This window comes from Bradyrhizobium sp. 35 (genome assembly GCF_023073215.1).
Classification (GTDB): Bacteria; Pseudomonadota; Alphaproteobacteria; order Rhizobiales; family Xanthobacteraceae; genus Bradyrhizobium; species Bradyrhizobium canariense_D.
In genome coordinates this window covers 262,381-285,358 of sequence record NZ_JADPJC010000053.1, presented here as the reverse complement: position 1 = coordinate 285,358, position 22,978 = coordinate 262,381, and the positions used below count along the sequence as shown (strand labels likewise).

At 64.6% G+C, this 22,978-nt stretch carries 21 protein-coding genes; 12 read left to right on the top strand and 9 right to left on the bottom strand.

What is annotated here, in order from left to right; all coding sequences use genetic code 11:
- Positions 1 to 95 precede the first annotated feature (95 nt).
- Complete coding sequence (locus IVB36_RS11675) at positions 96 to 614, top strand: DUF6101 family protein (protein ID WP_018453446.1); 519 nt, start codon at positions 96 to 98, stop codon at positions 612 to 614.
- On the opposite strand, the gene ubiA is transcribed toward IVB36_RS11675, so the two are convergent.
- Together ubiA and IVB36_RS11665 are read right to left on the bottom strand one after the other, a co-directional pair.
- Complete coding sequence (ubiA, locus tag IVB36_RS11670) at positions 611 to 1,543, bottom strand: 4-hydroxybenzoate octaprenyltransferase (RefSeq protein WP_018453445.1); 933 nt, start codon at positions 1,541 to 1,543, stop codon at positions 611 to 613. The genes IVB36_RS11675 and ubiA overlap by 4 nt on opposite strands.
- On the bottom strand, positions 1,540 to 2,199 hold the full coding sequence (locus IVB36_RS11665; protein ID WP_085350104.1) for a hypothetical protein: 660 nt from the start codon (positions 2,197 to 2,199) through the stop codon (positions 1,540 to 1,542). Before IVB36_RS11665 ends, ubiA begins: the two co-directional genes overlap by 4 nt.
- A 209-nt stretch (positions 2,200 to 2,408) precedes the next feature.
- On the opposite strand from IVB36_RS11665, the gene IVB36_RS11660 reads away from it, so the two are divergent.
- Positions 2,409 to 3,161 (top strand): 16S rRNA (uracil(1498)-N(3))-methyltransferase, encoded by a 753-nt coding sequence (locus IVB36_RS11660; protein WP_018453443.1) that lies wholly within the window; start codon positions 2,409 to 2,411, stop codon positions 3,159 to 3,161.
- 9 nt (positions 3,162 to 3,170) lie between these two features.
- Here the strand turns inward: IVB36_RS11660 and IVB36_RS11655 are convergent, their stop codons facing one another.
- Positions 3,171 to 4,115 carry a helix-turn-helix domain-containing protein gene (locus tag IVB36_RS11655; protein ID WP_240543985.1) on the bottom strand — a complete coding sequence of 315 codons (945 nt, stop codon included), beginning with the start codon at positions 4,113 to 4,115 and terminating at the stop codon, positions 3,171 to 3,173.
- 734 nt (positions 4,116 to 4,849) lie between these two features.
- Between IVB36_RS11655 and IVB36_RS11650 the strand changes: the two genes are divergently transcribed.
- The 5 genes from IVB36_RS11650 to IVB36_RS11630 all read left to right on the top strand — a co-directional run bounded on the left by IVB36_RS11650 (position 4,850) and on the right by IVB36_RS11630 (position 9,932).
- Positions 4,850 to 5,998, top strand: a complete 1,149-nt coding sequence (locus IVB36_RS11650; protein WP_026232531.1) for an ATP phosphoribosyltransferase regulatory subunit — start codon at positions 4,850 to 4,852, stop codon at positions 5,996 to 5,998.
- 3 nt (positions 5,999 to 6,001) lie between these two features.
- Positions 6,002 to 6,979 (top strand): ATP phosphoribosyltransferase, encoded by a 978-nt coding sequence (gene hisG / locus IVB36_RS11645; RefSeq protein WP_018453440.1) that lies wholly within the window; start codon positions 6,002 to 6,004, stop codon positions 6,977 to 6,979.
- A 100-nt stretch (positions 6,980 to 7,079) separates the two neighbouring features.
- The gene (locus IVB36_RS11640) at positions 7,080 to 8,141 is read left to right on the top strand and encodes a glycosyltransferase family 2 protein (protein WP_018453439.1); all 1,062 of its coding nucleotides are present in this window, start codon (positions 7,080 to 7,082) and stop codon (positions 8,139 to 8,141) included.
- Positions 8,138 to 8,983: a ChbG/HpnK family deacetylase gene (locus IVB36_RS11635; RefSeq protein WP_018453438.1), complete on the top strand. Its 846-nt coding sequence runs from the start codon at positions 8,138 to 8,140 to the stop codon at positions 8,981 to 8,983. Before IVB36_RS11640 ends, IVB36_RS11635 begins: the two co-directional genes overlap by 4 nt.
- Positions 8,984 to 9,119: 136 nt before the next feature.
- On the top strand, positions 9,120 to 9,932 hold the full coding sequence (locus tag IVB36_RS11630; RefSeq protein WP_247391507.1) for a DUF2076 domain-containing protein: 813 nt from the start codon (positions 9,120 to 9,122) through the stop codon (positions 9,930 to 9,932).
- A gap of 73 nt (positions 9,933 to 10,005) precedes the next feature.
- Here the strand turns inward: IVB36_RS11630 and IVB36_RS11625 are convergent, their stop codons facing one another.
- A complete protein-coding gene (locus tag IVB36_RS11625) occupies positions 10,006 to 10,806 on the bottom strand; it encodes a L,D-transpeptidase (protein WP_018453436.1) in 801 nt (266 codons plus the stop codon).
- Positions 10,807 to 11,120: 314 nt separating this feature from the next.
- Here IVB36_RS11625 and IVB36_RS11620 point away from each other — a divergent pair, with 314 nt between their 5' ends.
- Positions 11,121 to 11,900: a protein phosphatase CheZ gene (locus IVB36_RS11620; RefSeq protein ID WP_018453435.1), complete on the top strand. Its 780-nt coding sequence runs from the start codon at positions 11,121 to 11,123 to the stop codon at positions 11,898 to 11,900.
- A gap of 249 nt (positions 11,901 to 12,149) precedes the next feature.
- On the opposite strand, the gene IVB36_RS11615 is transcribed toward IVB36_RS11620, so the two are convergent.
- Entirely contained in the window at positions 12,150 to 12,671 is a 522-nt protein-coding gene (locus IVB36_RS11615) for a hypothetical protein (protein WP_018453434.1), read from the bottom strand.
- Positions 12,672 to 12,984: 313 nt separating this feature from the next.
- Here IVB36_RS11615 and IVB36_RS11610 point away from each other — a divergent pair, with 313 nt between their 5' ends.
- The 3 genes from IVB36_RS11610 to IVB36_RS11600 all read left to right on the top strand — a co-directional run bounded on the left by IVB36_RS11610 (position 12,985) and on the right by IVB36_RS11600 (position 16,467).
- The gene (locus IVB36_RS11610) at positions 12,985 to 13,281 is read left to right on the top strand and encodes a co-chaperone GroES (protein ID WP_007596954.1); all 297 of its coding nucleotides are present in this window, start codon (positions 12,985 to 12,987) and stop codon (positions 13,279 to 13,281) included.
- A gap of 142 nt (positions 13,282 to 13,423) precedes the next feature.
- On the top strand, positions 13,424 to 15,055 hold the full coding sequence (groL, locus tag IVB36_RS11605) for a chaperonin GroEL (protein ID WP_018453433.1): 1,632 nt from the start codon (positions 13,424 to 13,426) through the stop codon (positions 15,053 to 15,055).
- A gap of 200 nt (positions 15,056 to 15,255) precedes the next feature.
- Positions 15,256 to 16,467 carry a hypothetical protein gene (locus IVB36_RS11600; RefSeq protein WP_247299347.1) on the top strand — a complete coding sequence of 404 codons (1,212 nt, stop codon included), beginning with the start codon at positions 15,256 to 15,258 and terminating at the stop codon, positions 16,465 to 16,467.
- A gap of 196 nt (positions 16,468 to 16,663) precedes the next feature.
- Here the strand turns inward: IVB36_RS11600 and IVB36_RS11595 are convergent, their stop codons facing one another.
- The gene (locus tag IVB36_RS11595) at positions 16,664 to 17,062 is read right to left on the bottom strand and encodes an META domain-containing protein (RefSeq protein WP_018453431.1); all 399 of its coding nucleotides are present in this window, start codon (positions 17,060 to 17,062) and stop codon (positions 16,664 to 16,666) included.
- Between the two features lie 138 nt (positions 17,063 to 17,200).
- Positions 17,201 to 18,865, bottom strand: a complete 1,665-nt coding sequence (locus IVB36_RS11590; protein WP_026232530.1) for an L-lactate permease — start codon at positions 18,863 to 18,865, stop codon at positions 17,201 to 17,203.
- Positions 18,866 to 19,176: 311 nt separating this feature from the next.
- Between IVB36_RS11590 and IVB36_RS11585 the strand changes: the two genes are divergently transcribed.
- Positions 19,177 to 20,940, top strand: coding sequence for an ABC transporter ATP-binding protein/permease (locus IVB36_RS11585; RefSeq protein ID WP_018453429.1), 1,764 nt, complete (start codon positions 19,177 to 19,179; stop codon positions 20,938 to 20,940).
- 243 nt (positions 20,941 to 21,183) lie between these two features.
- On the opposite strand, the gene IVB36_RS11580 is transcribed toward IVB36_RS11585, so the two are convergent.
- Positions 21,184 to 22,188 carry a TorF family putative porin gene (locus IVB36_RS11580; RefSeq protein ID WP_026232529.1) on the bottom strand — a complete coding sequence of 335 codons (1,005 nt, stop codon included), beginning with the start codon at positions 22,186 to 22,188 and terminating at the stop codon, positions 21,184 to 21,186.
- Between the two features lie 415 nt (positions 22,189 to 22,603).
- Positions 22,604 to 22,957: a histone gene (locus IVB36_RS11575; RefSeq protein ID WP_083926345.1), complete on the bottom strand. Its 354-nt coding sequence runs from the start codon at positions 22,955 to 22,957 to the stop codon at positions 22,604 to 22,606.
- Positions 22,958 to 22,978: the final 21 nt, after the last annotated feature.

Sequence of the window (22,978 nt, the reverse complement as noted above, 5' to 3'; positions counted from 1 at the left end):
TGGATTAACCAGCCTTTTTAAGCGGTTTCGGAAAGGCTCGCGCTAAGGTCCTCGCATCGACCGGGAACATAATCCTGGCGGGGAGAACTAAAGCCGTGAGGCGTCAAACAGCAACAAGCGGGATCGCTCCCGCCGGGTCGAGCCGCTCCCTGCGGCTCGACCCCCTTTCCCTTCCGGTCCGCTTCGATGCGCATGATCCGCGCGCCGACGGATATGTACGGCAGATCGAGCTTCATCGCGAACGTGTCGTGCTGCACCGTGCCGTCCGCGGCATGCGGATGGCAATCAATGTTCGCGTCAGCGACTTCACCGGCGTCGCGCTGCGCGGCAACGACGAGGCCCAGACCCTCGTCCTCGTTCATCGCGATCCCTCGCTCTCCATTCCGCTGCTGGTCAGCGCCGACGGCGACGAACTCGTTGAGGCCTGGGCAATCTGGAGCGAGCTGTTCGCACTTCCGCAGCTCGACGAAGGCGCACGCCAGCCCGCGCCGCGCCGTCGCCGCGCCAACCCGATTCGCGACCGCCGTCCGAAATTTCTGATGCGCCGCCGCACCGGTGTCGCACGGGAGTTGTCGGTGCATCGCGATGAGCGCGAGATCATCGCCCGGAGTTAAGCCGTCCGCATCACCGCGTCGGCCAGCAAACCCGCAAACAACAACAGCCCAGCGTCGCGGTTCGAGTAGAACAGGCGCTTGCAGAGATCGCCATCGCTGATATTCAGCCGCCCGATCTGCGAGGCCAGATGCACGGCGAAGGCCCCAAGTCCGAGCCAGGCCGGCCAGCGCGCATCGCCCGACGCCAGCGCCACGCCGATCAGCAGCACCGCGAGGCCGTAGAACAGTATCAGCGCCTGGTGCGTATGCGCACCGAACAGGCGCGCGGTGGACTTGATGCCGATCAGCGCATCGTCCTCGGCGTCCTGATGCGCGTAGATCGTGTCGTAGCCGATCACCCAGGAGATCGCGCCGGCATAGAGCACGAGCGCGGTGACATCGATCCGCCCGAAGGTGACGGCAAATCCCATCAGGGCGCCCCAGGAGAACGCGAGCCCGAGCACGATCTGCGGCCACCAGGTGATGCGCTTCATGAACGGGTAGATCGCGACGATCAGCAGCGAGGCAATGCCGGTCAGGATCGCGAAGCGGTTGAACTGCAGCAACACCACGAGCCCGATCAGCGCCTGCGCGACCATGAACGCCAGCGCCTGCTTCGCGCTCACCTGGCCGGAGGGCAGCGGCCGCGAGCGGGTGCGCTCGACCTTGTCGTCGAGGTCACGGTCGGTGATGTCGTTCCAGGTACAGCCTGCCCCCCGCATGACGAAGGCGCCGATGAAGAACAGGACGATGGTGAGCGGCAGGCCGCGGACGTCATGGGCCATGCCGGCGGCGAGCGCCGCCGACCACCAGCACGGCATCAACAGGAGCCAGGAGCCGATCGGACGATCGAAGCGGGACAAGCGCAGATAAGGCCGCGCCCATTGCGGCGCACGCGTATCGACCCAGTTGCCGGTGGAATCGGCAACTCGGGCTGACGTGTCGCTCATCGCGTCAGGACGTTGCCGTTGAGTGTGTCGAAGGTGCTGCCGCCCTTCTTACCGGCATTGGCCTCGGGCGGCGAGCCCGAACCCAGCACTTCGCTCAGCGACGGACCGGCCGGTCCGCGCGGCTGGTTCTGCATCTGCTGCGCAACATTGCAGACCTTCGCCGCCATGGCCTCGGTGTTCTTGTGGCCGTCCTTCATCTGCGCGCCGACCTGCGCCGGAATCCCGCACTTCGAGGCATTGGCCTCGATGTACTTGATCATCTTGGTCTCAGCCTGGCTGAAGTTGCGGATCAGCTTGCAGGCCTCGTCAGGCGGGGCGTGACGGTCGCTCGCGGCCTTGATCAGCTTGCCGCGTTTTTCGGCATCTTCGCGCAGAGGCATGAACGCCTTCATGCAGTCCTCGCCGGGACCGGCTTGCGTCGGCGGGGCCGCGCTGAAGGCGCCGGCGCCACCGACAGGAGCGGCGCCATTCACGGGGAAGGAGGATTGCGGCGCGCCGCCGACGGAGGCGACGGGCGCCGAGCCATTGACGGGCGGGAAGGCGGAACTGGTTGGGGCTTGGCCCGGCAGCGGCGCGGGGAAGCCCTGCGCATAGGCACCAACGGCGCCCATCGTGACCATGGCGGCAGTGATCGGAACCATCAAATGACGGATCATCAAGGCAGTCTCTCCGGCAGGAGCTTGCGGGGTTCGGCGTCTTCCCAATTGAAGCGCAACCGGCGTGCTCGCGATTTTACGATTCCCGCCGGACCTTAACAACCCGTTGAATAGGGCGGGAGCGCGGCGCGCCGACGCACCATTTTGGCAAAATTTACCCCGAAAGGACTGCTTTCGGTTAAGAACGGCGGCAAATCGGACCTTTGACGATGCCTTCCCACGATTTCCGCGGCCCCCGCCTGTTCGTCGACGCCCCGCTTGCCCAGGACGGCAGGGTCGAGCTCGACCGCGACCAGAGCAATTATCTCGGCAATGTGCTGCGGCTTGCCGCCGGGGCCGAGGTTTTGGCGTTCAACGGCCGCGACGGCGAGTGGCAGGCCGCCATTGAAGGCCGCAAGCGGCCGGACGGTCTCGTCATCCTCCAGCAGACCCGGCCGCAGGACCGGCTGCCCGACCTCGCCTACATCTTCGCTCCGCTCAAGCATGCCCGGCTCGACTACATGGTGCAGAAGGCCATCGAGATGGGCGCCGCCAGCCTGCAGCCGGTTCTGACCCGATTCACCCAGGCCTCACGCGTCAATACCGAGCGGATGCGCGCCAATGTCGTCGAGGCGGCCGAGCAATGCGGCATTCTCAGCATCGCCACCGTTGCCGAGCCGGTGCCGCTGGAGCGCTTCTTGACCCAGCGCGCCGCTGGCAGGCTGCTGATCTTCTGCGACGAGGCGGCGGAGCTCGAAAACCCCATTCGGAGCTTGCAAGCCGCACGCGCCGGGGAGGGAATCGACGTGCTGATCGGACCCGAAGGCGGCTTTGCCGAGGAAGAGCGGGTCCTGCTGCTGCGGCAGCCGAAAATCCTGCGGCTGGCGCTCGGACCCCGCATCATGCGGGCCGACACCGCCGCGGTGGCCGCGCTGGCGCTGGTGCAGGCGGTGCTGGGCGACTGGGGTGGCGAACGCGGCTAAGGCACGTTGCTATTCGCCTCGTAGCGATCGGTTCAGGGTCTCCGAAGGCAACTCTCCGAAAGCCTCTCTGTAGCTCGCTGCGAATTCGCTGAGATGCCAGAAACCATGCGCAAGCGCGCAGGACTTCACACTCCGGCCTGCTCGGCCGGTGCGCAGTTGCTTGCGTACCGACCAGAGGCGCAAGACCCGGCTATAGCGATGTGGGCTCATGCCGCAGATGGCCCGTGTCGCACTCTGGAGAGTCCGGACCGACACGCCCGCCTGTTCCGCCAGTTCGGTGGTCTTGTGCCAGATCATCAGATCGCGCCGAATCAGTTTTTCCATATCAGCCACGATCCGCCGATAATGCTCGGTGGTGGACGACGCAGGTGCGCTTGCGACACTGGACCAGATCGCCGCATCCATCGTGCTGAGCAGTGACCGTTCGACAATCGTTTGCGAAGCCGGCTCATTCAGGAAGTCCGGGTCATTTGCCGCGGTTTCAAGCGAGATCGAGATCAGACGGCGCAGCGAGGCAAGCACGTCCGGCGCCGGATTCAGCAAATGGCATCCATCGCTCAATTCAGGCAATGGCTCCCGCCCGGATGGACTGAAGTAGACCACCGCCAGCAGACGCCCCTCCGGCTCATGCACCAAGCAATCTGAACCGCCTTTTAGAATGACAACAGAACCGCCGGTCGATTGCCCGTTTATGCGGGCAGAGGTCACGTGATCCATCGGTACCACCACTGCGGCAGCATTGGTGAGCTGATAGCCGCGAATGATCCGGGGGAAGGTTTTCAACAGCGACAGGGTCAGGGTCGGCAAGGTGAGCCGGGCACGCATGATCGCGGTCGTCCCGACAGACAACGGCATGCTCGATGCGCCGGCGTATTTCTCGGTCTCACCGAAATGATCGATGTCATACGATTTGAGCTCGAGCGCCGAGGACGGCTTGAGATCCTGGAACGACATCAAGCGATCCGCCGCTATCTTTTGCATTGCCTCGCGAGCAGGGACTAGACGGCTTTGATCCATGTTCTGCTGCTTACCTGACGTTCTTCGTAGAGACGGCGACTTTAGCGCGGCGCAAACCACCCGGCGCTCTGGCCCCGGCGCGCCGCAGGTCGCGGGGCATTGAGAATGGCACGAACGATCAGAAGGTCGAGTGGATCTAAGTCGTAGTGCCGGAACATCTCGCTAATCAAAACAGCATATAGGCCAGCGTGTGTCGCGCGACCGTTCCGATAACGTCTGTGCGTTGCCGCATGAATCGGAAACCAACTTTCGCATTGTAAACGAAGGCTCTGCGAACGGACCGTCCGCCCTACCCAAATTGAGCATGCGACCAGTGGACACCCTCAACCGGGCCAAGCAGCTCGCGGATGAGGTTACATGTGAGGCAGCGAGCATTCCGGCCAGGCGGCCATTCCTTCGTGGAAGCGGCCCGGAGAGCTCGCTGGCCGAATGAATGAGGGTGAGGCGTCCAACCTAACTCGATCGGCCGCAGCGCGATTAGGTATTATATTACCTAGCTTGGCGACGACGCCTGAATTGGGCTTCGCATCCTCTGCTGACGGTGCGTCGCTCCGGCGCTGTTAAGCGATTGATCCTTTGGAGGTCGAAACCGCTTCCGGGCCATGCTAAGGCCTGCGGCAATTCGTTCCCTGCTTGCCCTGCCCGGTTCCACCGGGACGATGGACCCCGAGATGACCGCGACTGCCACCTCAAATGCTGCCGGCTCCGCCTGGGCGGACACGCTGCTGCTGTCGTTCGCGCAGGCCGGCTATGTCAGGGCCGAGCCCGCCATCCTGCAGCCGGCCGAACCGTTCCTGGATCTCTCCGGCGAGGACATCCGCAAGAGCCTGTACCTGACCACGGACCTATCCGGCGATGAGCTCTGCCTGCGCCCGGACCTGACCATACCGGTGGCCCGCGATTACCTCAGCTCTGGCCGTGCCGGCCAGCCGGCCGGGTTCAGTTATCTCGGCCCGGTGTTCCGCTACCGCAGCGGCCAGAGCAGCGAATTCCTGCAGGCCGGCATCGAGTCGTTCGGCCGCCAGGACCGCGCCGCGGCCGATGCCGAAATGCTGGCGCTGGCGCTGGAGGCGACCGCCGCCTTCGGCGTTCGCGACGTCGAGATCCGCACCGGCGACGTGGCGCTGTTCAACGCGCTGCTCGACGCGCTCGACCTCTATCCGGTCTGGCGCCGCCGCCTGGTCAAGGATTTCAACCGCAAGATCAGCCTGGAGCAAGATCTCGAGCGGCTGGCAGCCGCGACCACCGCGACCCGCAGCGAATATGAGGGCGTGCTCGCGGCGCTCGCCGGCTCCGACCGCAAGGCAGCGCTCGCTTTCGTAACCGACCTCATGTCGATCGCCGGCACCACCAATGTCGGCGGCCGCACCACCGCCGAGATTGCCGACCGCTTCCTCGAGCAGTCGACGCTGAAGGGCGGCGCGCTGCCGCGCGAGGCCATCGCCGTGCTCAAACGTTTCCTGTCGATATCGGGTAACCCCGATGACGCCGTGGCCGAGCTGCGCGCGCTCACCAATGATGCGAAGCTCGACCTCAGTGCTGCGATCGACCAGTTCGAAAGCCGGGTCGGCTTCATGGCCGCGCGCGGCATCGATGTGAAGGCGACGCGCTTTTCCACCGCGTTCGGGCGCGGGCTCGACTACTACACCGGCTTCGAATTCGAGCTGCATCACCGCGGCAACGGCGCCGAGCCGCTGGTTGCCGGCGGCCGCTATGACGGATTGATGACCCAGCTTGGATCGGCCGAGCCGATCCCCGCGGTCGGTTTCTCGGTCTGGGTGGATGCGCTGACCCGGATCGGCCGCAAGGTGGGAGCTTAAGTCATGAGCGCGCCATTCGTTCTGGCCGTTCCGTCCAAGGGCCGCCTTCAGGAAAATACCGAGGCCTTCTTCGCCCGCGCCGGGCTGAAGCTGTCGAAGGCGGGCGGCGCCCGCGACTATCGCGGCACGCTCGCTGGCCTCGACAATGTCGAGGTCGCCTATCTCTCGGCGAGCGAAATCGCCTCGCAACTGTCCCGCGGCTCGGCGCATCTCGGCGTCACTGGCGAGGATCTGGTGCGGGAGACCATCGCGGACGCCGACAAGCGCGTCTCCCTGATCGAAGGCCTCGGCTTCGGCTATGCCGACGTCGTCGTCGCGGTGCCGCAGGCGTGGATCGACGTCCGCACCATGGCCGACCTCGACGACGTCACCACCGGCTTCCGCGAGCAGCATCACATGCGGATGCGGGTCGCAACCAAGTTCATCAATCTCACCCGCGCCTTCTTCCAGAGCCAAGGCATCACCGATTACCGCATCGTCGAAAGCACGGGCGCGACCGAAGGCGCACCGGCCGCCGGCAGCGCCGAGTTGATCGTCGATATCACCACGACCGGCGCGACGCTCGCCGCCAACGGATTGCGGGTGCTCGACGACGGCGTGATCCTGCGCAGCCAGGCCAATCTGGTCGCCTCAAGGGACGCCGATTGGTCGCCGCAAGCGCGGGAGACCGCGCGAATCATCCTCGATCACATCGCGGCGCGGGCGCGGGCCAACAAATACCGCGAAGTCCGCACCCGCTTCCGCCAGTGCGACGCGGCCATGCTCACCGAGGCCCATGAGCGCTTCGGCGTCGAAGCCCCGTTCGGCGGACCGACCTCGTCAGGCATGCTCACGCTGCACTGCCCGCCGGGCCAGCTCTATGCACTCGCGAGCTTCCTGCGCGGGCATGGCGCCGAGACCGTCTCGGTGGTTTCGCTGGATTACGTGTTCGACCGGGAGAACCCGCTGTTCGCCAGGCTCGAGGCGTTCCTGCGGCAGTGAGCCCAAAGTTTGTTGAGCAATTCCGTTCAGCGTAGCGACAGCAAACGGCAGCTACCATATGCTGTTGAGATGACCTTGAACGCCTCTGGAACCTTGATCGATGACGCTGGGCTCTGACGTTTCCGGCATGACGACCAACGCGGCAAGCGCCGCCGCGAAGGGGCTGTCGATTGTCGTCCCGCTCTACAACGAAGCCGCGGGCCTCGCCGCCCTACACCAGCGCATCTGCGATCTCGCAAAGACCTTGCGGCAGCGCTATCGCTTGGCTTGCGAGGTCGTCTATGTCGACGACGGTAGCGCGGACGCGACGCTGTCGATCGCCCGCTCGCTGCCGGCCGACGCGGTCGACGTCCAGGTGGTGTCGCTGTCGCGCAATTTCGGCAAGGAGGCCGCGCTGATGGCTGGCCTCGACCATGCCCGGCTCGGCGCGGTGCTGTTCATGGACGGCGACGGCCAGCATCCGCCGTCGCTGGTCGAGCGACTGGTGCGGCACTGGATCGAGGACGGCTACGACGTCGTCTATACCGCCAAGGCGCATCGCGACAACGAGCCCTTCCTGCGGCGGCTCGCCGGGCGCGGCTTCTATGCGCTGATCAATTGGGGCGCGCGCCAGAAGATTCCCGAAGACGCCGGCGACTTCCGCCTGCTGTCGCCGCGCGCGGTCGCAGCACTGAGGCAGCTGCCCGAGCGCAACCGCTTCTTCAAGGGCCTCGCGAGCTGGATCGGCTTCCGCCAGATCCGCGTCGATTACGAGCCCGCGCCGCGCACCCATGGCGTGACGACCTTCAGCGCCGCACGCCTGCTTGGTCTTTCGATCGAAGGCGTCACCTCGTTCTCGGTGGCGCCGCTGCGCTTCGCCAGCCTGCTCGGCGTGATCCTCGCCGGCGGAGCGTTCCTGTTCGGTCTGTCGATCCTCTGGGAGGTCTTGACCACCGGCAAGCAGGTGCCCGGCTATCCCTCACTCGTGATCGGCCTGATGACGATCGGCGGCGTGCAGCTCATCATGATCGGCATCGTCGGCGAATATATCGGCAAGATCCTCTCCGAGCTGAAGGCGCGCCCGATCTACTTCGTCGCCGAGCACAGTGAAAAGCATTTCGAAACCGAGAAGGCCCAGGACGCTTCAAGCCTGGACGCCTCGAAGAGGACGGCGGCCGAATGAGCGCGGCCGCGCCGCTGCGGCGGATCTGGCTCTGCGCCGACGATTACGGCATCAGCCCGGGCGTCAATCGCGCCATCCGCGACCTGATCGAACGCGGCCGTCTCAACGCTACCTCGGTGATGATGGTGGGACCTGCGGTCGAGCGCAGCGAGATCGAAGCGCTCCAGGCGGCAGCGCAAGCGAGCCCACGCTGCGCGATCGGATTGCACGTGACGTTGTCGGCACCGTTCCGGCCGCTCACCATGCATTTCCGTCCGCTCGACGGCGACATGTTTCTCCCGTTTCCGAAGCTGCTGCGCGCGGGTCTTGCGCGAAGGCTCGACCGCGAGTTCTTTCGCAACGAGGTCAAGGCGCAGCTGGCAGCCTTCGCGAAAGCGTTCGGACGCGCGCCTGACTTCGTCGACGGCCATCAGCATGTGCAGCTCTACCCGCAGGTGCGCGACGGCTTTGTCGATGCGGTGAGCGAAGTCGCGCCAAAAGCCTGGGTGCGCCAGGGCGGCCGCGACCTGCCGCTGATGCAGCGGCTGGCCTCACCGAAAGCCATGGTGCTCGACATTCTCAGCGCGCAATTCCGCCGCCGTGCCGTCAGCGCGGGCCTCAGCTTCAATCCCGGCTTCGCCGGCGCCTATGATTTCACGCGGGCGGCCGATTTCGGCGAGCTGATGCGGCAATTTCTCGAAGGCCTGCCGGATGGCGGCCTCGTGATGTGTCATCCCGGCTTCGTCGACGAAATTCTCACCGGGCTCGACCCGATGACGGATGTCCGCGAACGCGAGCACTCCTATCTCGCCGGCGATGCCTTTGCGCGCCTGCTGACGGACAGCGGCGTCACGCTGGGGTAAAACCGGCGAAGTTTGCGAGAAAGCCGCCCCGCGGGGCAGCTTGTCGCATACCGAAATTTAATCCAGCCGGCACTGTTGGGGCCACAATGGAACCCTACATCTGCCTCGCGCTTGTTTTGCGCGAGGGAGACTGACCATGACGCCGCAGGAACGCCAGCTCGTCGACGAGCTTTTCGACCGGCTTTCGAAACTGGAAAATGCACCGCGCGATCCCGACGCGATCGCCGCGATCTCCGACGGCCTGCGCAAGGCGCCCGGCGCCATCTATGCGCTGGTGCAGACCGTGCTGTTGCAGGACGAGGCGCTGAAGCGTGCTCACAACCGCATCCAAGAGCTGGAGGCGGCGCAGGCGCCCGAGCAGGCGCAGTCCGGCGGTTTCCTGGACACCATGCGCGACACGCTATTCGGCGGGGGCCCGTCGCGCGGCTCGGTTCCGAACGTGCCGCCGCGTGACTCGCGGCCGGTATGGAACAGCGGCCAGGCGAGGCAGCAGCCCCAGCCGGGCTATGGCCAACCACCGTACGGGCAGGCCTACGGCCAAGGACCGGGTCAGGGCTATGGTGCGCCGCCGATCGGCGGTGGCGGTGGCTCGTTCCTCGGCACGGCGGCGGCCGCCGCGGCCGGCGTCGTCGGCGGCTCGCTGCTGCTCTCCAGCATCCGCGGCATGATGGGCGGATCGCATCAGCAGGCCTTCGGCGACACCAATGCCCTGGGCGATCGCAGCCCCTGGACCGGCAGCGATCAGTCCGGCGGCTCGCTCGCGCGCGATGCCGGCCTCGACGACATCGGCTCGAACCGCGGCGATGCTTCCCGGCAGGGCTTCGCCGACCACGCTTCGAACGACGACCAGAATTACAACGATCAGAACGACAATGACGGCGGCAATGTCGACCTCGCCGACGACGGCGATTTCGGCGGCGGAGATGATGGCGGCAGCGATTACGCCTGACGCTTCTTATCCTTGCTCCAAACGAGAACGGCCGCCGATGAGGCGGCCGTTTTTGGTTCCGAGCGCTATGCGCCTACATCACCACGACCTTGGTGCCGACGTTGACGCGGCCGTAGAGATCGATGACGTCCTCGTTGCGCATGCGAATGCAGCCCGAGGAGACGTTGGTACCGATGGTCCAAGGCTCGTTGGAGCCGTGGATACGGTAGAGCGTCGAGCCGAGATACATCGCGCGCGCACCGAGCGGATTTTCGGGGCCGCCTTCCATATGCCTCGGCAGGTCAGGACGGCGCGCGATCATTTCCGCCGGCGGCGTCCAGGCCGGCCATTCGCGCTTGGCCGTGATCGACTTCACGCCGGACCAGGTGAAGCCGGGGCGGCCGACGCCGATGCCGTAGCGCATCGCGCGGCCGTTGCCCTCGACGAGGTAGAGGAATTTGTTCGGCGTATCGACCACGATCGTGCCGGCGCTTTCGTTGCCGCTATAGTCAACGAGTTGTTTCTCGAATTTCGGATCGAACTGACGCTGCCGCGGGTCGACCGCCTCCTGCTGGAGACCTGCGTCCTGCATCTGCGGTTCGCCCATCGGCGGCAGGCGGCGCTGGTCATAATAACCCGGCTGCTGCTGATACACCGGCTGCTGCGGAGCGTAGGCCGGACCGCGACCGGGCCCGTCACCGAAGATGAACTCGATGAAGCCGCCGCCCATGTTCGAATTGGACGCGACGCGAACCGGCGCAGGCGGCACCTGCGGCTGGTACAGCACCGCGGGCGGATCGTTCGGCACGCTATTGTCGAAGGCGCTGGCGCTGTTGACGCCGGCAAGGAAGGTGCAAGCGCTGCCAAGCAGCGCAACAGACATTTTCTTGAACATCGACGTACTCTGTACTGTTTCGTCTAGATCACATGCGTCGTGGCGAGGTGATGGCTGATCCGCACCCGCGACGTGGTCAATAAAGAGCAAAAGCCGTTTTGTTTGGTAAACGGAAACGCCATTTCGATTCACCACGTCGTCGGCAGCGGCGCAATTTGGCGATCAGCGTTTATTTTCGATGAACGCCGCGCACGCATGGTTAATCGCTCGTTTGCAAGCCGTCGCGCACAGCCGTACGACAGTTCCGGCTGTGAACTTCGTGTTAAATCGCTTCTGCCTACAAAGACGCGTGAGTGAGGTGGGGGGAGTTCTTGATGGCTATTCACCGCAAACGTTTTCGTGTCGAGGAGGCTATTGTCGGCGAGATGCCCAGCCCCGAAATGATTGAGGAGGCTGCGCCGATGCATAGCGAGATCATGGCCGAGTTGCGTGCGATCCGCACGCAGATGGCGAAGGGCACCGCGCCGTTGTCCGGCAGCGCCGCCATGGCGGCGATCGACGCCTCCACCGCCCACGAGCTCTCGGAAGCCCGTACCATGCTCGATACTTACCGAGCGCAGATCGAGCAGTGCGAGAAGCTGAAGGTCGAGCTCGACCTCATCCACGACGCCATCGACCGCACCAAGCGCGAGATCGCGACACTGCATGGCAAGAGCTTCGACGGCGGCGAAATGGCCAAGGTCAATGGCGAGCTCGGCGCGGTCGTCGGCGGTACCGAACAGGCGACCCAGCAGATCCTCGAAGCCGCCGAGTCGATCGACCAGGCGGCCAGCGCGATGGCCAAGGTGCAATCGGCCGATCAGCAGAAGCGGCTCGCCGACGATATCCAGGAACGCGTCATCTCGATCTTCGAAGCCTGCAACTTCCAGGACCTGACTGGTCAGCGCATCAGCAAGGTCATGAGCACGATGAAGTTCATCGAGCAGCACATCAATTCCATGATGGAAATCTGGGGCGGCGTCGACGCGATCAAGTCCCACGTCGTGCCGCAGGTCGACACCCGCAGCGATGACGACAAGCTTCTCAACGGCCCGAAGCTCGCAGGCGACGTCGGCCACGCCTCGCAGGACGACATCGACGCGCTGTTCGACTGAACGGACGCGACGCTCTGAATAACGAAACGCCGGCGCAAGCCGGCGTTTTTTTGTTGTCTATCGTCCCCCGCTGTCATCGTCCGCGCAGGCGGACGATCCAGTATTCCAGAGACGGCAATGATTGAGCCGAGAAGCCGCGGCGTACTGGATGTCCGCCTGCCGCCTACGCTAAAGCTTCGGCGCCCCTGGACCTCAACCCCGGCGAAGCCTTGGCGTAGCCGGGTCGCGGGGCATGACGAAGGATAGAGACTACGCCCTCGGCGCGCAGCGGACGTAGACCATGTTGCCGTAGCGGGTGGCGGCGTCCTTGTCGATGAAGCGGGTGATGAGGACGCGGCCGTCGAAGGAGACGATCTCGCGGTCCTGGTCGCCGGGCGTCGGACCTGCCGGCCCGATATAGTTCTTGCCGCTCGGCGAGCCCTTCAGGCGCAGCTCCTGCGGTGTTGCCTGGTCGGCCAGATGCATGATCACGCCGCCGGAGGAGCCGGCCGTGATCACGTAAGGATTTTTGCATTGGGCCCGGGCGGCAGCCTCGGTGCGGGCGCGGTCGGCCGGGTTCTGGAACGAGGCCAGGCCCCAGCGCCCGACGATCTCGTCGGCGCGGATCGACGCGGGCATTTCCGGACCGGTGCCGGGCTCGGCCTCGGGGGGCGGTGAGGACGAAGAAAAGGACGGCAGGCTCATGCCGCCGCCGCAGGCACCAAGCAGCAGCGCCAGGCAAGAAGCCGCCGCCAGATTGGCGACCGTGCGCGCGTGAGCTGAACTGATCATGGCATTCCCCCGGACAAAACCATGGCCGCACCCCTTACGCAGCCAAGCGCAAAACCGCTGCCGGAGCAATGACGTCCTTTAATACGCCGGCACCCCGAACAAGTTTCCAATGTCACCATCCTATATCCGTCTCACCAATCGCTTAACCACCTTTGCTTGACAGGATCGCGGCCAAGCCATATTCCCGGGCGCACCATTAGCACTCTGAAAGATGGATTGCTAACGCGCGCCGATCGATCCTCGGGAAGGGTGGACGGAAGCGCCGCCCGCCCACTTCCTCTCCTTCCGAAGCGAGCCTCCAAAGGGAAACGTCATGACTAAATCCAAATTTCGTCCGCTGCATGACCGTGTCGTGGTCAAACGTATCGACGCCGAGTCAAAGACCAAGGGCGGCATCATCATTCCGGACACGGCCAAGGAAAAGCCGTCCCAGGGCGAAGTCGTCGCCGTCGGCCCCGGTGGTCGCGACGAGGCCGGCAAGCTGATCCCGATCGACCTCAAGGTCGGCGACCGTGTGCTGTTTGGCAAGTGGTCGGGCACCGAGGTCAAGATCGACAACGATGAGCTCCTGATCATGAAGGAGTCGGACATTATGGGCGTGATGGCCTAAGGCCAGACGCCTGAACGGCCGCTGAATGCATGCCCGGGTCACTCGATCCGGGCATGCATCATTCCGCCGGGTTCGATCGCGGACCCCGGAATGAGGCGACCCAATTAGCAAGACACATCACGAAGAAGAGGAATTGCAGACCATGGCTGCCAAAGACGTCAAGTTTTCCGGAGACGCGCGCGAACGCATGCTGCGCGGCGTCGATATTCTCGCCAACGCCGTCAAGGTGACGCTCGGCCCGAAAGGCCGCAACGTGCTCATCGAGAAGTCGTTCGGCGCGCCCCGCATCACCAAGGACGGCGTCACCGTCGCCAAGGAGATCGAGCTCGAGGACAAGTTCGAGAACATGGGCGCCCAGATGGTGCGTGAGGTCGCCTCCAAGACCAACGACCTCGCCGGCGACGGCACCACCACCGCGACCGTGCTGGCCCAGTCCATCGTCCGCGAAGGCGCCAAGTCGGTTGCCGCCGGCATGAACCCGATGGACCTCAAGCGCGGCATCGACATCGCGGTCGCGGCCGTCGTCAAGGACATCGAGAAGCGCGCCAAGCCGGTCGCCGCCTCCTCCGAGGTCGCCCAGGTCGGCACCATTTCGGCCAACGGCGATGCCGCCATCGGCAAGATGATCGCGCAGGCGATGCAGAAGGTCGGCAACGAGGGCGTCATCACCGTCGAGGAGAACAAGTCACTCGACACCGAGGTGGACATCGTCGAGGGCATGAAGTTCGACCGCGGCTATCTCAGCCCCTACTTCGTCACCAACCCCGAGAAGATGACGGCCGAGCTCGAGGACGCTTACATCCTCCTGCACGAGAAGAAGCTGTCCGGCCTGCAGGCCATGCTGCCCGTGCTGGAAGCCGTGGTGCAGTCGGGCAAGCCGCTCGTCATCATCGCCGAGGACGTCGAGGGCGAGGCGCTGGCCACCCTGGTCGTCAACCGCCTCCGTGGCGGCCTGAAGGTCGCCGCCGTCAAGGCGCCGGGCTTCGGCGACCGCCGCAAGGCCATGCTCGAGGACCTCGCGATCCTCACCGGCGGCCAGCTGATCTCCGAAGACCTCGGCATGAAGCTCGAGAGCGTGACGGTGAAGATGCTTGGGCGCGCGGGCAAGGTTGTGATCGACAAGGAGAACACCACGATCGTCAAGGGCGCCGGCAGGAAGCCGGAGATCGAGGCCCGCGTCGGCCAGATCAAGGCCCAGATCGAGGAAACCACCTCGGATTACGACCGTGAGAAGCTCCAGGAGCGCCTCGCCAAGCTCGCAGGCGGCGTCGCGGTGATCCGCGTCGGCGGTGCCACCGAGATCGAGGTCAAGGAGAAGAAGGACCGCGTCGAGGATGCGCTCAACGCCACTCGCGCCGCGGTGCAGGAAGGCATCGTCCCCGGCGGCGGCGTCGCGCTGCTCCGCGCCAAGAAGGCGGTCGGCCGTCTGACCAACGCCAATGCCGACGTCCAGGCCGGCATCAACATCGTGCTGAAGGCACTGGAAGCCCCGATCCGCCAAATCTCCGAGAACGCGGGCGTGGAAGGCTCGATCGTCGTCGGCAAGATCCTGGAGAACAAGTCCGAGACCTTCGGCTTCGACGCCCAGACCGAGGAGTATGTCGACATGGTCGAGAAGGGCATCATCGACCCCGCCAAGGTGGTGCGTACCGCGCTCCAGGACGCCGCATCGATCGCCGGTCTGCTGGTGACCACCGAGGCCATGGTCGCGGAGTCGCCGAAGAAGGAAGCCGCCTCCGGCATGCCGGCCGGTGGCGGTATGGGCGGCTTCTAAGGCCGAACCTCGCCTGACAGTGCTGCGAAGGCCGCCTCCGGGCGGCCTTCTTTTTGCCGATCATGGCCCGTGCTTTCCAATTCAACCGGCGGCCAAAACCCACTACGGTGACGGCCGATTCGAATTGTTTGGGCCTGATCTCGTCGGAAAACCGCTTCACACTTTCCGGATCATGCCCACTTTGCCCGGGGATTTCGTCGATGCGCGCGCTTGTGTTTTGCTCCACGGCCGTTCTGGCGGCTCTGCTTGCAGGTTCGCCAGAGGTCGCATCCGCCCAGATGAAGCTGGCGCCGAAGGCCACGGCGCCCGGCGGCGTCGAGACGCGCTATTTCACCTCGATCGACGGGCTGATGGACGGCAATGCCGACGTGATCTTGAAAGAGACACGCCAGGGCAAGACCGTCACCGCAGCCGTGCTCGACGTCTGCTATCCCGTCGCGAAGAATTCCGACCGCAAGGACCGCTTCGTCGTCAATCTCCAGGTCGCGGGCCAGAACCTGACGGGTACGACGCAGAGCCTCGGCGCGAAGGCGCCGGTCACAGTCAAGCTGCTGCGCAAACAGGCCGGAGACACGTTCGAATTCCGCGGCCAGATCAGCATTGGCCAGACCGTGACCGAGGTCACCTCGCCCGACAATTCCGATCTCAGCGAGAAGGAATTCCTCGACAACCAGACCTCCGACGACGGCATCACGCCGCAGCCGAAGGACTTCACCGACGTCTCGCCGGAAGCGATCGCGGTCAAGGTCAAGCTGGATGCCGCGACCGAGTTCCTGAAGAGCCTGAAGGGCCAGGACGTCGAGGTGACGCTGGCGAGTCTCACCGTCGGCTGCGACGCGCTGCGCGCGGGCGAGCAGACCATCAACATGTCGGTCGATCCGGAGCGCGCCGGCGCGCTGCTGGCGAAATTCAAGGCGACGCCCGGCGTCACCGCCGCGGGCTGGACCGCGGGCATGACCGAGATGGACCGCACCATCCGCATTGCCGCCGCCGATTGGCGCGAGGGCGACAAGATCAACCGCGACAAGCTCGCGGCCGCGGTGGCTGGCGTGCTGAGCAGGACGCTCGCGGCAAAGCCGGTCTCGCAAAGCTTCAACCCGGCGACCGGCAAGCTCAAGCTGGTGTTCAAGCGACCGAACCAGGATTTTCCCGCGCTCGAGCTCACCGACACGATCGAGGTCGCGGGCCTCGTCTCGCCCGACAAGCCCGGCACGACCGACAAGCTCATGCTCTGGATCGGGAGTCCCGCGACCACGACCACTGACGAGAGCAGCGGCGCCAAGCTCAATCTCTCGGACGAAGCGACCGCGGACGAGGAAGGCGATCAGCCCGACGACAACGGTTCGGTCGAGGCGCTCACCAAGGAGCTGAAAGGCCAGCGCTGGGACGCCGACAAGTCGGTGTGGAAGTGATGTAGCCCGCATATCAACTCTCGGTCGTCGCCCGGCTTGACCGGGCGATCCAGTACTCCGAGAAGGTTTTGATGAATCGAGAAGCCGCGGCGTACTGGATTCCCCGCCTGCCGCCTGTGCTAAAGCTTCGGCGCCCCTGGACCTCAACCCCGGCGAAGCCTTGGCGTAGCCGGGTCGCGGGGAATGACAGCAGGGGCTAATTGCCGTTGACGCGAAAGCGCAGCGGCTTGGGGCCGACGAGCGTGAGCACGTCACCCTGGCGCTTCCAGGTCTCGACACTGCCCAGGGCTGCAACGAGATCGTCGTCGGCCTGGGCCCTTGCCGGCGGGCAGGAGCGGTCCTGGATCTGGCCGGGGACGAAGATCACGGTGTTGCCGGCAACCGAGAACTGGCCCTTGCCGCCCTTGCACCAGAGCTCCAGCACGACTTCGCCATTGTCGCCGATCTCGATGTTCGGAATCCGCTTCGAGCCCGGCTGCGGCAGCGCCTCCAGCGTCATCTCGGTGCCGAACGGAAAACCGTCCTCCGCACGCGCGAGCGTGGACATCGCGAGCGTTGCAACCGCCGCACACACCATCTGCCTGAACGAAACCATGAGACCTCTCGACCGACGTGATTTGCGGCACCTTCTATAAGACGGCGGCGCCGTTGAGAAGGTTCGCCCATGGGCCACGCAAAAATCCCCGCGAGGAGCAACCTCGCGGGGATTTGGCTTGAAGCCGGGCGTGGCCTGCTACTTCAGGACCATCGCCGTGAACGGCCAGACATAGGCCTGCAGCGTCACGAACACGCCGACCAACGAGGCCAGCACGATCGAGTGCCAGAACACGAAGCGCAGGATCGTGCCCTCGTGCCCGTACCAATTCGTCGCGGTGGACGCGACCACGATCGACTGGGCGTCGATCATCTTGCCCATCACGCCGCCGGACGAGTTCGCCGCAGCCATCAGGATCGGCGACAGACCAAGCTGCTCGGAGGTGATCTTCTGAAGATTTCCGAACAGAACGTTGGAAGCGGTATCCGATCCCGTTAGCGCCACGCCCAACCAGCCGAGCAGCGTGCCGAAGAAGGGATAGAGCACGCCGGTTGCAGCAAAGGCGAGACCGAGCGTCGCGTCCACGCCGGAGAGCCGCGTCAGCGTGCCAATCGCGAGCATCGCCGAGATCGTGATCAGCGAGATCGCGCAAAGCCGGATGGTGCGCCCGTATTCCGTCAAGAGCCGGCCAGGACCGACGCCCATCAGGAAGCCTGAGATGATCGCCGCAATCAGCATGCCGGTGCCGGTGAACGAGAGATAGGTGAAGCCGAACACCGCGCTCTCTTTCGTCGGCCCCGGCGCGACCGGCGGCATCTTGTTGATCATCTGATGCAGCTCGGGAACGGGATAGTTCCAGGTGAAGATCGAGTTCGCCCAGGTCTTGAATCCACCATTGCCCCAGATCAGCATCACGATGCAGACGATGATCCACGGCAGCAGCGCGCTGAACAGCTCGCTCTGCGTCAGCGGCGTCTTGTCCATCGGTTTTGCCGCGGCCATGGTGGCGGCCGATTCATCGCGGCCGCGCAGCGCCGGCGACAGCCAGAGCTGCCTGGGCTGCCAGACCTTCAGGAACAGGATCAGCGCCCCCATCGAGATCAGCGACGCCCCGATGTCGACGATCCAGGGATTGACGTAGTTCGAGATCACGAATTGCGGGACCGCGAACGACACGCCGGTGACCAGGATCGCCGGCCAGACGTCCTTCATGCCCTTCCAGCCCGCGAACGCCCACACCACCCAGAACGGCACGATCAGCGAGAAGAACGGCAATTGCCGGCCGACCATCGCGCCGAGGATGTAGGGATCAAGCCCGGTCACCGAGGCAAGGCCTTGGATCGGCGTGCCCAGCGCCCCATAAGCGACCGGCGCGGTGTTGGCGATCAGCGACAGGCCGCTTGCTGCAAGCGGCGAGAAGCCGAGGCCGATCAGGACGGCGCCCGTGATCGCGACCGGCGTGCCGAAGCCCGAGGCGCCTTCGAAGAAGGCGCCGAACGAGAACGCGATCAGCAGCAATTGCAGCCGCCGGTCCTCGGTGACGCCGCCGACCGCGCGCTTGAGCAATTCGAAGCGCCCGGTGCTCACCGTCACCTGGTAGAGGAAGATGACGTTGAGAACGATCCAGCCGATCGGGAAGAACCCGGTGACGATGCCCAGCACCGAGGCGCGGATCGACATGTTCGCCGGCATGGTGAAGACGAAGATCGTGATCAAATTGGCCACGATCACAGCGATGACCGCTGCGATATGAGCCTGGACCCGTCCGCTCGCGATCAGGACCAGCAATGTGACGACAGGGACTGCCGCCGCGATCGTCGACAGCACGGGGCTGTGCAACGGGTCATAAACTTGATTCCACATGATCTTCCTCCCCCACGCATGTGTGCTGCAGGCGGCCCGCGTGGACAGCCGATCCTGCTTGACGCTGAAGCGATAACCCCCGAGCTGGACGCGAATTCCTCGCGAATGCAGCGGTTCCCGTCCGCTCACAAGCTCGCGAAATCCCGAAGGCCCCCACCCCGCGCCGTCGAGCCCCATGCTAGGGTTGCAAGCTGCGACAAGCCAACGCAAATTGCAGGACTTGCGACTTTAGTCTAAGCGCGCCGATTTCCGCCGTCGTCCCAAGTCTTTGGCCCGGGCAGTTGTGCACATCCCTCAGGAGACAGAGCTCTGTGAAGAACATCAGCGCCACGCTCGCGATCGTCTGGCGAATCGCCGCCCCCTATTTCCGGTCGGAGGACAAATGGGCCGGCCGCGGCCTGCTTGCCGCAGTCATCGCGATGGAGCTGGCGCTGGTCGCGATCGACGTCCTGGTCAATCAATGGCAGAACCGGTTCTACAGCTCACTGCAGGCAAGTGACTGGGATAGCTTCGTCAGGGAGATCTGGATCTTCATCGGCCTCGCCTCCGCCTTCATCGCGCTGGCGGTCTACAAGCTGTACCTGAACCAGTGGCTCCAGATCCGCTGGCGGCAATGGCTGACCCGGCACTATTTGGGCGAATGGCTGCAAGGCGCCACCCACTACCGCATGCAGCTTAAGGGCGATGCGGCCGACAACCCGGACCAGCGCATCACCGAGGACGTCAAGAACTTCGTCGAGCAGACCCTGACCATCGGGCTCGGCCTGCTCTCGTCGATCGTGACGCTGTTCTCCTTCGTGATCATCCTCTGGGGGCTTTCCAACGCTGCGCCGTTGCACCTGTTCGGCGCCGACCTCATGATCCCCGGATATCTGTGCTGGGGCGCGCTGGTCTACGCGATCTTCGGCACCGCGCTGACGCACTGGATCGGTGCCCCGCTGGTCAATCTCAATTTCGAGCAGCAGCGCTTCGAGGCCGACTTCCGCTTCAACCTCGTCCGCGTCCGCGAGAATTCCGAGCAGATCGCGCTGCTCAAGGGCGAAGGCGCCGAGCGCGGCCGGCTGCTGGACCGCTTCGGCTTCGTGATCGGCAATTGGTATGCCATCATGAGCCGCACCAAGCGCCTCACCGCGTTCACCGCGAGCTATCAGCAGGCCGCCGTGATCTTTCCCTACGTGCTGGTGGCGCCGGCCTTCTTCGCCAAGAAGATCCAGCTTGGCGACATGATGCAGACCGCCTCCGCCTTCTCGAGCGTACAGGGCGCATTGTCGTTCTTCGTCACGGCGTACCGATCGCTGGCGGAATGGCGCTCGATCGTCGCCCGCCTCGACGGCTTCGAGATGTCGGTCGATGCGGCCGCGCACCTGCCGCCGCACGAGCCTGCGATCGCCCTCAAGGCCGCCGGCGGCAATCGCAATATCACCCTCGAACAGCTCTGCGTGAACCTGCCGAGCGGCACGCCGCTGGTCGCCACCGACGCCTTCTCCGTCCAGACGCCGGAGCGCGTGCTGGTGACCGGACCGTCGGGCTCCGGCAAGTCGACGCTGTTCCGCGCCATCGCCGGCATCTGGCCGTTCGGCACCGGCACCATCTTCGTCCCGGAAAAAGCGAAGCTGATGATGCTGCCCCAGCGCCCCTATTTCCCGGTCGGCGTGTTGCGCGACGCGGTGGTCTATCCGGCCGCGCCGGGCGCATTTGAAACTGCACGCGTCAGGGACGCGCTGATCGCGGTCGGCCTGCCCGACCTCGCCGAGCGGCTTGAGGAGGACGGTCATTGGAACCGGATGCTGTCGCTGGGCGAGCAGCAGCGCCTCGGGCTCGCCCGCGCGCTGCTGCACGCGCCGGACTATCTGTTCCTGGACGAGGCCACGGCCTCGCTGGACGAGCCGTCCGAGGCCCGCCTGTACCGGCTGCTGGCGGAGAAGCTGCCACAGGCCACCCTCGTCTCGATCGGCCACCGCTCGACGCTGGAAGCCTTCCATACCCGCAAGGTGACGATGGTGAAGCACGGCGCGATCCACGTCCTCGGTGACGGTGGTGTGCCGGTCGAGAAGGAGCCGAGCGCGGCACGCTGAGACGGCCCGACGAAGCTCTGAGGCTATGGCCCTTGGTTGCGGCCGTGCTTCGAGACGCCCGCCTTTTTCGGCCTTCAGGATGAGGTCTGTCCTCGCGGTGAGATCTGTGACCCCTCATGGTGAGGAGCCCGCCGGAGGCGGCCGTCTCGAACCATGCGGGCCCCTGGCCTACGCCCCAAAGCCCCAAAGCAAAAGGGCGGCAGGTTGCCCTGCCGCCCTCATCAAGTCGCTTCGGGAAGAAGCTTACTTCAGGTTGCTCATGGCCGTCAGGTCGAACGACAGCTTGGCAATGCCGGCCGCGCCGCACCAGTTGGAGCCAGCACCGCCCGGATTGATCGCGGTGACGTTGGTGGTGCCGGTGGCGTTGAAGGCGCTGGTGAAGGCGTTGCAATCACCCTTGTTCAGGTCGGTGTCGGAGTAACGCAGGTCCAGCGTGAACACTTTGTAGGTGAAGCCGATGCCGATGTTCCAGGTGTTGTAGTCCTTGTAGGGGATACCGTTGGCGAAAACGGTGCCGACGCCGGTGCCGTAGAAGGCGTCCGAAGTACCAAACCACTGCCGGCCGAACTCACCCGAGACGTACATGCCCATGCCGGAAGCACCGAAGGCCGTGCTGGGCGCCGTGTACTTGGCGGTCAACGAAGCGTAGTTGCCCCAGGCACCCGAGTTCAGGAAGTTCGGCGAGTAGTACTCGGTCGCGCCGACCGTGAAGCTGTCGTTGATGGTGTAGTTCACCTTGCCGTAGACTTCGACGAAGCTGACGTCCTTCTTCATGACGTTGCCGTCGGCGAGGAAGATAGTGGTCGTGCTGACGCCGCAGACGTTGCCGCCCGGAATGCCGCCGGTGAGCACGTTGTCGGCGCAGCTGCCGCCCGGATACAGGTAGCCCCAGACACCGATATCGAAGGCGAAGGCGCCGAAGGTCGGGCGGATACCGCCGTAGATGTCGACTTCAGCAGCAGCGCGATTGGCGAAGGAGATGCTCTCGGCGGACACGCCGACGTAGAGCTGGAGGTCCTTGTTGACGTTGTAGCGCGGCTCGAAATAGGCCGCGACCGACGGCTTGTGGTTCGACTGCGTGACGCCGCGGAAGATGTAGTCGCTCATGATGGCGCCGCCGAAGGCGATATCCCAGGGATCAAACGCGACCACCGGCGGGGCCTTCAGTGCCTTCACTCGCATGTCTGCCGCGAAAGCCGAGCCCGTCACCATTGCCAGCGCCGTTGCCAACAAAGCCACTTTTTTCATTTCGATCCCCATCACCAGTTCTAAGACCCCAGCCGGATCCCGGAAGCCCCCGGAACGCTCGACCTGATTGCAAATTTCGTAACTGCGGCAATCTGGATGGGGTGAGGCAAACCGTGAAGCAAAAAACGCGGGCATCTGCCGACTTTTTGGGCGTTCTGACGATTCCACGAAAGGTTGTCAGCCCGTGTGTCTTCTCGATCACATTATTTGCATTCCAAAGTGCACTGGGAGGCCCGCGTTAGTACGGGTCCGGCGGTACCGTGCTGCCCGTGCCACGAATCAGGCTGCTTCCCGACGAGATCATCCCCGCGCGCCGACGCGCCGATGCAAAAAGGCCGCAGCATCGCCGGCTGCGGCCTTCCTGTTGCCGATCATGGTCGTCGGATTGGATCCAGCCTTTGGCCTGACCTTGGGCCTAACCTTGTCCTTCGGCCGGTGTCGTGTCCGCAGAAGACGAAGGCATCGCCCAGCTTGTCTCGGCGGCAGGCTCGGGAGCCGGAGCTGCCGGCGTTGACGGCTTCGGAGCTGCCTTCGCCTTCTTCGGCGCCGCTTTCTTCGCAGCCTTCTTGGCGGCCTTCTTAGGCGCAGCCTTCTTAGCGGCCTTCTTTGGCGCGGCCTTCTTCGCAGATTTCTTTGGAGCCTTCTTGGCAGACTTCTTCGCGGATTTCTTCGCGGACTTCTTGGCTGCCTTCTTTGAGGTCTTCTTCGCCGCTACTGCCTTCTTGGCCTTTTTGGCCTTCTTGCTTTTTTTCTTCTTCGCTTTCGCCATCGTGATCCTCCTGTTGCCGCC